Annotated in this window: 15 protein-coding genes; 8 read left to right on the top strand and 7 right to left on the bottom strand. The window is 61.0% G+C overall.

Annotated features, from left to right (window positions below; translation table 11 throughout):
- Positions 1 to 76 precede the first annotated feature (76 nt).
- Together ACCD02_RS00930 and cyaY are read right to left on the bottom strand one after the other, a co-directional pair.
- Positions 77 to 322, bottom strand: a complete 246-nt coding sequence (locus ACCD02_RS00930) for a DUF1289 domain-containing protein (RefSeq protein WP_413298060.1) — start codon at positions 320 to 322, stop codon at positions 77 to 79.
- Positions 322 to 654: an iron donor protein CyaY gene (gene cyaY / locus ACCD02_RS00925; RefSeq protein WP_413298059.1), complete on the bottom strand. Its 333-nt coding sequence runs from the start codon at positions 652 to 654 to the stop codon at positions 322 to 324. The genes ACCD02_RS00930 and cyaY overlap by 1 nt, the downstream gene beginning before the upstream one ends.
- A 224-nt stretch (positions 655 to 878) precedes the next feature.
- Between cyaY and lptM the strand changes: the two genes are divergently transcribed.
- Genes lptM through ACCD02_RS00895 form a run of 6 tightly spaced genes read left to right on the top strand, consistent with a single transcriptional unit; the run spans position 879 to position 5,462 of the window.
- Positions 879 to 1,031, top strand: a complete 153-nt coding sequence (lptM, locus tag ACCD02_RS00920) for an LPS translocon maturation chaperone LptM (protein WP_259101289.1) — start codon at positions 879 to 881, stop codon at positions 1,029 to 1,031.
- An 8-nt stretch (positions 1,032 to 1,039) separates the two neighbouring features.
- The gene (gene lysA / locus ACCD02_RS00915) at positions 1,040 to 2,287 is read left to right on the top strand and encodes a diaminopimelate decarboxylase (protein ID WP_413298058.1); all 1,248 of its coding nucleotides are present in this window, start codon (positions 1,040 to 1,042) and stop codon (positions 2,285 to 2,287) included.
- A gap of 3 nt (positions 2,288 to 2,290) precedes the next feature.
- Positions 2,291 to 3,121, top strand: a complete 831-nt coding sequence (gene dapF, locus ACCD02_RS00910) for a diaminopimelate epimerase (RefSeq protein WP_413298057.1) — start codon at positions 2,291 to 2,293, stop codon at positions 3,119 to 3,121.
- A gap of 13 nt (positions 3,122 to 3,134) precedes the next feature.
- Entirely contained in the window at positions 3,135 to 3,869 is a 735-nt protein-coding gene (locus ACCD02_RS00905) for a DUF484 family protein (RefSeq protein WP_413298056.1), read from the top strand.
- Between the two features lie 2 nt (positions 3,870 to 3,871).
- On the top strand, positions 3,872 to 4,777 hold the full coding sequence (gene xerC / locus ACCD02_RS00900) for a tyrosine recombinase XerC (protein ID WP_413298055.1): 906 nt from the start codon (positions 3,872 to 3,874) through the stop codon (positions 4,775 to 4,777).
- Positions 4,767 to 5,462, top strand: coding sequence for an HAD family hydrolase (locus ACCD02_RS00895; RefSeq protein ID WP_413298054.1), 696 nt, complete (start codon positions 4,767 to 4,769; stop codon positions 5,460 to 5,462). The genes xerC and ACCD02_RS00895 overlap by 11 nt, the downstream gene beginning before the upstream one ends.
- 129 nt (positions 5,463 to 5,591) lie before the next feature.
- Here ACCD02_RS00895 and sutA read toward each other — a convergent pair whose 3' ends face one another.
- From sutA to glnK, 4 genes are all read right to left on the bottom strand, one after another.
- Positions 5,592 to 5,918 (bottom strand): transcriptional regulator SutA, encoded by a 327-nt coding sequence (sutA, locus tag ACCD02_RS00890; protein ID WP_259101300.1) that lies wholly within the window; start codon positions 5,916 to 5,918, stop codon positions 5,592 to 5,594.
- A gap of 101 nt (positions 5,919 to 6,019) precedes the next feature.
- Entirely contained in the window at positions 6,020 to 6,445 is a 426-nt protein-coding gene (locus ACCD02_RS00885; protein WP_413298053.1) for a secondary thiamine-phosphate synthase enzyme YjbQ, read from the bottom strand.
- A 245-nt stretch (positions 6,446 to 6,690) separates the two neighbouring features.
- The gene (locus ACCD02_RS00880; protein WP_413298052.1) at positions 6,691 to 8,028 is read right to left on the bottom strand and encodes an ammonium transporter; all 1,338 of its coding nucleotides are present in this window, start codon (positions 8,026 to 8,028) and stop codon (positions 6,691 to 6,693) included.
- Between the two features lie 33 nt (positions 8,029 to 8,061).
- Positions 8,062 to 8,400: a P-II family nitrogen regulator gene (gene glnK / locus ACCD02_RS00875; protein ID WP_002555808.1), complete on the bottom strand. Its 339-nt coding sequence runs from the start codon at positions 8,398 to 8,400 to the stop codon at positions 8,062 to 8,064.
- A 420-nt stretch (positions 8,401 to 8,820) separates the two neighbouring features.
- Between glnK and ACCD02_RS00870 the strand changes: the two genes are divergently transcribed.
- Together ACCD02_RS00870 and ACCD02_RS00865 are read left to right on the top strand one after the other, a co-directional pair.
- The gene (locus ACCD02_RS00870; protein WP_413298050.1) at positions 8,821 to 9,081 is read left to right on the top strand and encodes an accessory factor UbiK family protein; all 261 of its coding nucleotides are present in this window, start codon (positions 8,821 to 8,823) and stop codon (positions 9,079 to 9,081) included.
- A 238-nt stretch (positions 9,082 to 9,319) separates the two neighbouring features.
- Positions 9,320 to 10,813, top strand: a complete 1,494-nt coding sequence (locus ACCD02_RS00865) for a YifB family Mg chelatase-like AAA ATPase (RefSeq protein ID WP_413298049.1) — start codon at positions 9,320 to 9,322, stop codon at positions 10,811 to 10,813.
- 2 nt (positions 10,814 to 10,815) lie between these two features.
- On the opposite strand, the gene ACCD02_RS00860 is transcribed toward ACCD02_RS00865, so the two are convergent.
- A complete protein-coding gene (locus tag ACCD02_RS00860) occupies positions 10,816 to 11,706 on the bottom strand; it encodes a LysR family transcriptional regulator (RefSeq protein WP_413298047.1) in 891 nt (296 codons plus the stop codon).
- Between the last annotated feature and the right edge of the window lie 113 nt (positions 11,707 to 11,819).

Genomic DNA, 11,819 nt, shown 5'->3' with positions numbered 1-11,819 from the left:
TATTCCAGGCGATAAATAGCTATCGGATGTAAGGGCTTCTTCGCGAATGAATTCGCTCCCACAATGACCTGAAGGCTCAGGTGCTCTGCGAGGCACTTTCCCGGCGTAGTTGCGCCTGCGCCTTGATCTGCCGCCGCCTGTCGTCATCGGCCGAGCGCCATTCGCGGATGTCTTCCACATGACGAAAACAGCCCATGCAGACTTTCTGCTCGTCAAGGCGGCACAGGCTGACGCACGGCGACGACACCGCCGGGCTGACATTGCTGAATAGCGGCTTGGGCGGGCGTGGCGTCGGGGTGGTTGCGGGCGAGTCGCTCACCATCAGATCTCGTCGAACTCCAGATCCATACCGGTTTGTTCCTTGACCAAGCGCGCCAGCATTTCGCTCAGCAGCTCGTCGCTGCTGTCACAGCTCCAGCGTTTCTCTTCTTCGTCGTAGTCGAAGTGGAAACCACCGGAACGGGCCGCCAGCCACAGTTGGCGCAGGGATTCCTGGCGGCTGAAGATCAGCTGGGCGCCGTTTTCGAACTTCACGGTCAGCACGCCAGCCGAGTTTTCCAGGTCCACATCGAGACCACTTTCATCGAAAATATCCTCCAGCTTTTCCTGGGTGGCATCGACCAGATCGTGGAAGCGGGCTTCGGTCAAACTCATTACGGGAACCTCGAAAAGTGTCTACTGATGGCACAGCGACGCAAGATACGGTCGCTTTCAGGCAAATGCAAAGCCTACCGGCCAGGACGCCAATAATCCGCATCCTTGTCATAAATAGCCAATACTCGCGTCAAAGGCCCGCCGGACGGGAGGTTCGCCGCATAGGCAAGCTGACAGGTGGCCGGTATACTCGGGCGCAATTAACGCTTTCCAAAGGATTTCGCATGAAGCGCCTGATCTCTTCCGTTGCCGCGCTCCTCGCGGTCGCCTGCCTTGTTAGCGCCTGTGGCCAGAAAGGCCCACTGTATATGCCTGATGGCGAGACCTCGTCCGCCCAGCAAGGCAAATCGCAATCGCACAAGCACTCGACTTTGTAAGGACTAACATGGACGCCTTCAACTACCGCGACGGTGAATTGTTCGCGGAGGGAGTGGCATTGTCTGCCATTGCCGAGCGCTTCGGTACGCCGACTTACGTTTACTCCCGCGCGCACATCGAAGCGCAGTACCGGGCTTACGCCGACGCGCTGAGCGGCATGCCGCATCTGGTGTGCTTCGCGGTCAAGGCCAACTCCAACCTGGGCGTGCTCAATGTCCTGGCGCGTCTGGGCGCTGGTTTCGACATTGTTTCCCGTGGCGAGCTGGAGCGTGTGCTGGCTGCAGGTGGCCAACCTGACAAGATCGTGTTCTCCGGCGTCGGTAAGACCCGTGAAGACATGCGTCGCGCGCTGGAAGTGGGCGTGCACTGCTTCAACGTCGAGTCCACCGACGAGCTGGAGCGCCTGCAACTGGTTGCCGCCGAACTGGGCGTTCGCGCGCCGGTCTCCCTGCGCGTCAACCCGGATGTCGATGCCGGCACTCACCCGTACATCTCCACCGGCCTCAAGGAAAACAAGTTCGGCATCGCCATCGCAGACGCCGAAGACGTGTATATCCGTGCCGCGCACCTGCAAAACCTGGAAGTGATCGGCGTCGATTGTCATATCGGCTCGCAGCTGACCACTCTGGAACCCTTCATCGATGCCCTGGATCGCCTGCTGGATCTGGTCGATCGCCTCGGTGATTGCGGTATCCACCTGCGTCACATCGATCTGGGTGGCGGTCTTGGCGTGCGTTATCGTGATGAAGAGCCGCCGCTGGCCGAGTCCTATATCAAGGCCGTGCGTTCCCGTCTGGAAGGGCGCGACCTGGGCCTGATGTTCGAGCCGGGGCGTTTTATTGTTGCCAACGCCGGGGTCCTTTTGACGCAGATCGAATACCTCAAGCACACCGAACACAAGGATTTCGCCATTGTCGATGCGGCGATGAACGACCTGATCCGCCCGGCGCTGTACCAGGCCTGGATGGACGTCAAGGCCGTGCGTCCGCGCGATGGCGAGACCCGCAACTACGACATCGTTGGCCCGATCTGCGAGACCGGCGACTTCCTGGCCAAGAGCCGTGACCTGAGCCTTGCCGAAGGTGACCTGCTGACCGTCCACTCGGCCGGGGCCTATGGTTTCGTCATGAGTTCCAACTACAACACCCGCGGCCGCGCCGCCGAGGTGCTGGTAGATGGCGACCAGGCATTCGAAATCCGCCGCCGCGAAACCGTGGCCGAGCTGTATGCCGGCGAAAGCCTGCTGCCGGAGTGACCCATGCTGCTGCGTTTTACCAAGATGCACGGCCTGGGCAACGACTTCATGGTCCTCGACCTGGTCAGTCAGCACGCGCATATTTTGCCCAAGCACGCCAAGCAATGGGGTGACCGGCATACCGGTGTCGGCTTCGACCAGTTATTGCTGGTCGAGGCGCCGAACAATCCCGATGTGGATTTCCGGTACCGGATCTTCAACTCCGATGGCTCCGAGGTTGAGCAGTGCGGCAATGGTGCGCGCTGCTTTGCCCGCTTTGTGCTGGACAAGCGCCTGACCGCCAAGCGGCAGATTCGCGTCGAGACCAAGAGCGGCATCATCGAGCTGGATATTCGCAGCGACGGCCAGATCAGCGTCGACATGGGCCAGCCACGGCTGGTGCCGGAGCAGATTCCGTTCCAGGCCAGCGAACAGGCGCTGAACTACAGCGTGGATGTCGAAGGCCAGGCGGTCGAGCTGTTTGCCGTGTCCATGGGCAACCCCCATGCTGTGCTGCGTGTCGACGATATCAATGGTGCGCCGGTGCATGAGCTGGGGCCGAAGATCGAGAACCATCCGCGCTTTCCGGCGCGGGTCAATGTCGGTTTCCTGCATGTGGTGGACCGTCAGCGTGCACAATTGCGCGTCTGGGAACGTGGCGCCGGGGAAACCCAGGCGTGTGGCACTGGCGCTTGTGCAGCCGCAGTGGCCGCCATCAGCCAGGGCTGGATGGATTCACCGCTACTGATCGACCTGCCTGGCGGCAGACTGTCCATCGAATGGGCCGGTCCCGGCCAGCCGGTGGTGATGACAGGCCCGGCTGTACGGGTCTACGAAGGCCAAGTTCGTCTATGAGTGAGCATATCCAATGACTGATCAGCCTCAGACTTCAACCGAAAAGCCCAGCGAGTCGCCCGTCGATACCGCAACGCCCAACCTTGAAGCAGAGGCGGTCATTGCTTACCTGCTCCAGCATCCGGGCTTTTTTGCCGAGCACGACGAACTGTTGGTCTCGATGCGCATTCCCCACCAGCGTGGCGATACGGTCTCGCTGGTCGAACGCCAGCTCAAGTTGCTGCGCGAGCGCAATATCGAGATGCGCCACCGCCTGTCGCAACTGATGGACGTGGCCCGGGACAATGATCGTCTGTTCGACAAGACCCGGCGTCTGAACCTGGCGCTGATGGATGCCGTCAGCCTCGAAGAAATCGTGATTGCTGTGGAAGACAGCCTGCGCCAGGAATTCATGGTGCCGTTTGTCAGCCTGATTCTGTTCAGTGACAGCGCCATGCCGGTGGGCCGTTGGGTCAGCAGCGCCGAAGCACAGAAGGCCATTGGCGGCCTGATGGGCGAGAAAACCGTCTGTGGCACCTTCCGTGAGCATGAGCTGGCCTTTCTGTTCGGTGCCGAGCAGAGCAAGGAAGTCGGCTCCGCCGCCATCGTCACCCTGAACCATCTCGGCCTGCATGGCGTACTGGCCATCGGCAGCCGCGATCCGCAGCACTACAAGAGCTCGGTGGGTACGCTGTTTCTCAACTACATTGCGGATGTCCTGAGCCGCCTGCTGCCGCGCTTTACCCACGCCCTGCGTTCGGTGCGCTAGCGATGGAACGACAACTGGAAGCTTACTGCACGCATTTGCGCAGTGAGCGCCAAGTGTCGCCCCATACCCTGGATGCCTATCGCCGCGACCTGAACAAGGTCCTGGCGTTTTGCGAGAAAGAGCGGATCACCAGCTGGACCGCGCTGGATACGGCGCGCCTGCGCAGCCTGGTGGCCCGTCAGCATCAGAAGGGCCAGTCGTCTCCCAGTCTGGCGCGGCTATTGTCGGCGGTGCGCGGTTTCTACCAGTACCTCAATCGCGAAGGCCTCTGCCAGCATGATCCGGCCAATGGCCTGTCACCCCCCAAGGGCGAGCGCCGCCTGCCCAAGACTCTCGACACCGATCGCGCCCTGCAACTGCTGGATGGCGCCATCGAGGACGATTTTCTCGCTCATCGCGATCAGGCGATTCTGGAACTGTTCTATTCTTCCGGTTTGCGCCTGTCCGAGCTGACCGGGCTCAATCTCGATCAGCTGGATCTGAATGACGGTCTGGTGCAGGTGTTGGGCAAGGGCAGCAAGACTCGCGTGCTGCCTGTAGGCCGTAAGGCCCGTGAGGCGCTGCAGTCGTGGCTGTCGTTTCGTAGCCAGGCCAATCCTCAGGATGATGCGGTATTTATCAGCCAACAGGGTCGTCGCCTTGGCCCGCGGACCATTCAGGTGCGTATCAAGGCCGCAGGCGTGCGTGAGCTGGGGCAGAACCTGCACCCGCACATGCTGCGCCACTCCTTTGCCAGTCACCTGCTGGAGTCCTCCCAGGACCTGCGCGCGGTACAGGAGCTGCTCGGCCACGCAGATATCAAGACCACGCAGATTTATACGCACCTGGATTTCCAGCATTTGGCCACGGTGTACGACAGCGCCCATCCACGGGCCAAACGCAAAGGTTCTTCCGACAATGAGCATTAAGCTGGTTACGTTCGATCTGGATGACACGTTATGGGACACCGCGCCAGCCATTATTGGCGCCGAAGCCGGCCTGCGTGACTGGCTGGCGGAAAACGCGCCCAAGCTTGGACCGGTGCCGGTGGAACACTTATGGGAGATTCGCGCGCGGCTGGTGGAAGAGGACCCTTCGTATCGCCACCGCATCAGCGCGCTGCGCCGCCGGGTGCTGTTCCATGCCCTGGAAGACGCTGGCTACCCTAACGAGCAGGCATTCGAGCTGGCAGGGCAGAGCTTCGAGGTGTTCCTGCATGGGCGGCATCAGGTGGAGATATTCCCCGAGGTGGTGCCGACCCTGGAAATTCTCTCCCAGCGCTACACCCTGGGGGTGATCACTAACGGCAATGCCGACGTGCGTCGTCTGGGGCTGGCGGATTATTTCGCCTTTGCCCTGTGCGCTGAAGATCTGGGCATTGGCAAGCCCGACCCGGCGCCGTTCATGGAAGCGCTCAAGCGCGGCCAGGTCGAGGCCAGTGCCGCCGTCCACATTGGCGATCACCCCAGCGACGATGTTGCCGGTGCTCAGCGGGCAGGCATGCGCGCCGTCTGGTACAACCCGGGCGGCAAGGTCTGGGAAGGAGATGTGCGGCCGGATGCGGAGATCAGAAGGTTGACCGAATTGTCCGAGGTGTTGGCTCGCTGGGCCTGACCAATATCTTTTGTGGAAATCCATTGTGGGAGCGAATGAATCCGCTCCCACTGCTCCAAGGTTGGCCGTTCAACAGGCAAAAAAAAGCCCGCAGCGACAGCGGGCTTTTTTCATACAGCGGCCAACACCTTAGATAGGGCGGCTGCCGTATTTGTTGTCAGGCTTCTTGGGCGGATCGGCGACCACATTGGCCTCCACTTCCTGCACCTTGCCGCCACGAGCGAGGAACTCTTCCATAGCGCGAGCCAGAGCATCACGCTCTTTGTTCTTGGCCTCGACGCTAGGCAGTTCGTCCACCGAGACAGCGGCCTTGGCCTTGCCTTTGGTGGGAGTAGCCGAGACTTCTACGCTGTCGTCGACTTCCGTGCCATCGTCTTCGGGAGCAGCTGCAAGCTCCTCGCCGTCCTCTTCCCCTTCCAGATCATCAACCAGATCGTCGTTGTCGTCGTCGCTCATGTTCTACCTCATGACTTGCGAAAGCAGATTAGTTATAGCCCAGCTGCGTCCAATTTCGAACACAGCCAGAAAAAATTCAACAGCCGTCGGCATCCCGACGGTCATGCACCCTCGCCCTGCAAAGTGGCGAGGACGCTGCGAGCACCACCCGCATCACGGTGTTCGCCAAGATAAACGCCTTGCCATGTCCCCACTGCCAATCGCCCTGCCGTAACCGGCAACAGTAACTGGCAGCCTAGCAAACTGGCTTTGAAATGCGCCGGCAAGTCGTCCGGTCCTTCGTCGTCATGTTCATAACCGGCTATGCCCTGGGGCACCAGGCGGTTGAAAAAACGTTCGAAGTCACGGCGTACCGCCGGGTCGGCGTTCTCGTTGATGGTCAACGACGCCGAGGTATGTTGCAGCCACAAATGCAGCAGCCCGATACGACATTCACGAAGCCCTGGCAGGCCCGCGAGGATCTCGTCGGTCACCAGATGGAACCCTCGGGGCCTGGCCCTCAGGGTGATTCTGGTTTGTTGCCACATACCGTTCTCCGCATGCTCGGCGCGCATTCTAACGCGCCTGAAGAAAAAACAAAGAGCGTAATAAACCGGCTTTTCAACAAGTTAGCCAAAGGTCTGACAGGCAGGCTGCCAGTAAGACCCAACAATGACGAAATCATCGGCGAAAAAGCCGTCCCAGCGCAATAACGCTTGTGCTCCAACTTGGCTAATTGACAAACACCAGACAAAAAAATGCCCGGTAAACCGGGCATTTTTTTTGCGCTGACTTACAGGTTGTAGCCACGCTCGTTATGTTGAGCAAGGTCGAGGCCGACAGCTTCTTCCTCTTCGGTGACACGCAGGCCCATGACCGCGTCCAGCACCTTGAGGATGATGAAGGTCACGATCGCGGTGTAGATGACCGTGAAGCCTACGCCTTTGCACTGGATCCACACCTGAGCTGCGATGTCAGTCACGGTGCCGAAGCCGCCCAGCGAAGGCGCTGCGAAGACGCCGGTCAGGATCGCGCCGAGGATACCGCCGATACCGTGTACGCCGAAGGCGTCCAGGGAGTCGTCGTAGCCCAGTTTGCGTTTCAGGCTGGTGGCGCAGAAGAAGCAGACCACGCCTGCAGCCAGGCCGATGACCAGCGAGCCCATTGGGCCAACGGTACCGGCAGCCGGAGTGATGGCAACCAGGCCGGCAACCACACCCGAGGCGATGCCCAGGGCGCTTGGCTTACCGTGGGTCAGCCACTCGGCGAACATCCAGCCCAGCGCTGCAGCGGCGGTAGCGATCTGGGTAACCAGCATGGCCATGCCTGCGGTGCCGTTGGCAGCAGCAGCGGAACCGGCGTTGAAGCCGAACCAGCCAACCCACAGCATGGCTGCGCCGATTAGGGTGTAGCCCAGGTTGTGCGGAGCCATCGGGGTGGTCGGGAAGCCTTTGCGCTTGCCCAGCACCAGGCAGGCCACCAGACCGGCAACACCGGCGTTGATGTGCACCACGGTGCCGCCAGCGAAGTCCAGAACGCCCCAGTCCCACAACAGGCCACCCACGCCGCCCCAGACCATGTGAGCGATTGGTGCGTAGACCAGAGTGAACCAGATGCCCATGAACACCAGCATCGCGGAGAATTTCATGCGCTCTGCGAAGGCGCCGACGATCAATGCCGGAGTGATGATGGCAAAAGTCATCTGGAAGGTAACGAAGACGGCCTCAGGGAAGAGTGCAGCCGCGCCAGTGATGCTCGATGGTGTCACGCCCGCCAGGAACGCTTTACCCATGCCGCCGAAGAAGGAGTTGAAGTTGACAACGTTCGCTTCCATGCCGGTCGTGTCAAACGCGATGCTGTAGCCGTAGATGACCCACAGGATGCTGATCAGGCCAGTAATGGCGAAGCACTGCATCATCACGGAAAGAATGTTTTTCGAGCGCACCATGCCGCCGTAGAACAGCGCGAGGCCCGGAATGGTCATAAACAGAACCAGTGCTGTCGACGTCAGCATCCAGGCGGTATCGCCGGAGTTGAGGACAGGTGCTGGTACCGGGTCAGCCGCCAGGGCCAGACCAGGTATTACAAGGGACAACAGGGCTCCTAGCCCTGCGAATTGACGCAGAGTCATATTGTTTCTCCTGGGGCGTTGGGGTTTGGCGGCTTAGATTGCGTCGGTATCGGTTTCGCCGGTACGGATGCGAATAGCCTGTTCCAGATTGACCACGAAGATCTTGCCGTCACCGATCTTGCCGGTGTTGGCTGCTTTGGTTATCGCCTCGATAACGCGATCCAGATCCTTGTCGTCAATGGCAACATCGATCTTCACCTTGGGAAGGAAGTCGACTACATATTCCGCACCGCGATACAGCTCGGTGTGGCCCTTCTGACGACCGAAGCCTTTGACTTCAGTAACGGTGATGCCCTGCACGCCGATCTCGGACAACGACTCGCGCACGTCGTCCAGTTTGAACGGCTTGATGATTGCAGTGACTAGCTTCATGAAACTTTCTCCCGAATTGGTGGACTTGCCCCAGGAAAACAAACCCGTCTCAAGTCTAAGCGCAGTACCTGGCTTTGTAACGTGTCGGTCACCCGTTCAGGCCCGACCAACCCCAGAAAACCGCTTCTGACGAAACACATCCCCGCTCCGCCTGCCGCACTGCATTCGTCACAGCGACTGCATCAGTGCATGGGTCATTACCCCTTAAGCAGAAACCTTGCCATCTCGTGAATTTTCATTGAATTCAGGGTGTTGACCCTTGTCACGAGCATAAAACAGCATATCTCGACACAACGAACGCACAATTACAGTGCGATCGTGCCCACCGTGATGCGCGATAAATGTGCATCGCTGGTGCGCGTGAATTGACTATAGACGCTGCGTGCTACACTGCCGCCCATCTGATTCCGGAGGTTGACCATGCTGGCTCCCAAAGCTTTTCTCGATGCCCTGAGCGGCCACGCCTCGCGTCTGTTCAATGGCGACAGCCCCCTGCCACGCAATGAATTCGAAGCACAGTTCAAGGCGCTGCTGCAGAGCGGCTTCAGTAAACTGGATCTGGTCAGCCGCGAAGAGTTCGACAGCCAGATGGCCGTCCTCGCTCGCACCCGTGCCCGTCTTGAGGCACTGGAAGCCAAGGTGGCAGAGATGGAAGCGAAGCTGACGCCGCCAGTTGAGTAACCCTTGCAGGCGTCAAACGCGGCTCTAACAGAAAACGCCAGACCCGTTGGAGCCGAGCTTGCTCGCGAAGAGGCCAGTGCTGTCGCTGAATTATCCGGGTTTGACCCATAGATTTCGCGGGCAAGCCTCGCTCCAACCGATCCGCGCCCATTTCGTCACACCCTGCAACCCATTCCCTGATCCCTCCTTGCCTGCAATCGCGCAGGATGCGCAGTTCATGCATATCAAGGAATGATCCATGTCCCTCGCCATTGTCCACAGCCGCGCCCAGGTGGGCGTCGAGGCGCCTGCTGTTACGGTTGAAACCCATCTGGCCAACGGCCTGCCGTCCCTGACCCTGGTCGGGTTGCCGGAAGGTGCGGTCAAGGAGAGCAAGGACCGGGTGCGCAGCGCGATCCTGACTTCGGGCCTCGACTACCCGGCACGCCGTATCACCCTCAATCTGGCCCCCGCCGACCTGCCCAAGGACGGCGGGCGTTTCGATCTGGCGATCGCCCTGGGCCTGCTGGCCGCCAGCGGCCAGCTGCCATTGGTGGCATTGCAGGATGTCGAGTGTCTTGGCGAGCTGGCTTTATCCGGCGCCATTCGCCCGGTGCAGGGGGTATTGCCTGCAGCACTGGCGGCGCGGGCGGCGGAGCGCACCTTGATAGTGCCTGCGGCCAATGCCGAAGAAGCCTGCCTGGCGTCGGGTCTGCGCGTGATAGCGGTCAGCCATTTGCTCGACCTGGTGGCACATTTCAATGGCCGTACGCTCATCGTGCCGTATCAGTCCAGTGGATTGCTGCATCAGGTCCAGCCCTATCCGGACCTGAGCGAAGTACAAGGGCAGATCGCCGCCAAGCGTGCCTTGGTGGTTGCCGCAGCTGGCGCCCATAACCTGCTGTTCAGCGGCCCGCCCGGCACCGGCAAGACCCTGCTGGCCAGCCGCTTGCCGGGTTTGCTGCCGCCACTGGATGAGCATGAGGCGCTGGAGGTGGCGGCGATCCAGTCGGTGGCCAGTCAGGCGCCCTTGCAACACTGGCCGCAACGGCCCTTCCGGCAGCCGCACCACTCCGCGTCCGGGCCTGCTTTGGTGGGCGGCGGCAGTCGTCCCCAACCGGGGGAAATCACCCTGGCCCATCACGGTGTGCTGTTCCTTGATGAATTGCCCGAATTCGACCGGCGCGTATTGGAAGTGCTGCGTGAGCCTTTGGAAAGTGGCCATATCGTCATTTCCCGGGCCCGGGACCGGGTGCGTTTCCCGGCGCGCTTCCAGCTGGTCGCCGCGATGAACCCCTGCCCTTGTGGCTACCTGGGCGAACCCACAGGCCGCTGCCGCTGTTCCCCGGAGCAGATCCAGCGTTACCGCAACAAACTCTCCGGCCCCCTGCTCGACCGCATCGACCTGCACCTGACCGTCGCCCGCGAAGCTACAGCCCTGAATCCGGGCGCTCCCAGCGACGACACTACGGCCCGCGCTGCCGCTCTGGTGGCCCAGGCGCGGAATCTGCAACTGCGTCGCCAGGGTTGCGCCAATGCCTTCCTCGACCTGCCCGGTTTACGTCGCCACTGCCCGCTGTCCGGCGAAGACGAAGCCTGGCTGGAGACTGCCTGTGAGCGGCTGACCCTGTCCCTGCGCGCCGCGCACCGCTTGTTGAAAGTCGCGCGCACATTGGCCGATCTGGAGCAGGTGGAGGCTATTGGCCGTGGGCATCTGGCTGAGGCGTTGCAGTATCGGCCTTCAAGTAACTGACCCTAGCCAGAGCACACTTGCCGCACACACTCGCGCAACCACCGATGCGCCGCATCCGCATCCATTCGCGGGTGCCAGAGCATGGAGACGACCAGGGGGGGTGTGTCAAAGGGCAGTGGGAAGCTGAACAGCCCGTTCTGCTGCGCGCCGACATGCCGTTCGGGCACTGTGGCAACCATATCGCTGGCGCGGGCCAGGGCCAGGGCGGCAGGGAATTCGCCGACTATGGTGGTGATTTCCCGTTCCAGGCCCAACGCTTTCAGGCTGTCGTCCATCGGCGTGACGCCTTGGCTGCGTCTCGCGACCAGCACGTGACGGGCGGATGCGTAACGTTCAGGGGTTATCGCGCCCTGACTCAGTTCATGGCCTGCGCGCACTACACCGATGAAGCGATCACGCAGCAATATCCGCGAACGCACTTCGGGGCTGGCGCTGCTGCCGACTACGCCGATTTCCAGATCGACAGTGCCATCGCGCAGCAGGCTGTTGTCCTTGTCGAGTTTGGGCATGAAGCGCAGGCGTACGCCCGGCGCATCTTGCTCAAGGCGAGTGATCAGGGCGGCGCCGAAGTTTTCCACGAAGCCATCTCGGCTACGCAGGGTGAAGTTGCGTTGTAATTGCTTGAGGTCGATTTGCTCGGCCGGGCGCAATACGGCTTCGGCATCCTGCACCAGTTGCGCAACGCGTTCGCGCAGTTCCAGCGCCCGTGGCGTCGGCACCAGTCCGCGCCCGGCTCTGACCAGCAGCGGGTCACCGGTGGTTTCCCGCAGCCGCGCCAACGTCCGGCTCATGGCCGAAGCGCTGAGTTGCAAGCGTCGGGCGGCGCGGGCGACGCTGCCTTCGGTGAGCAAGGCGTCCAGGGCGATAAGCAGGTTGAGATCGGGTGTCGACATGGGTTTATCCATAGGCGGCGTTGCATGCAGGTATTAACTGCATAGCGTGCGCCTTCCGCCATGTATGGCACAAGCATAGGCTTCCCTCATTGCTTTGTGGGAGCGAGGCTTGC

It is taken from the genome of Pseudomonas sp. Pseusp88 (genome assembly GCF_047303955.1).
Classification (GTDB): Bacteria; Pseudomonadota; Gammaproteobacteria; order Pseudomonadales; family Pseudomonadaceae; genus Aquipseudomonas.
This window is presented reverse-complemented; position numbering and strand designations above follow the sequence as displayed.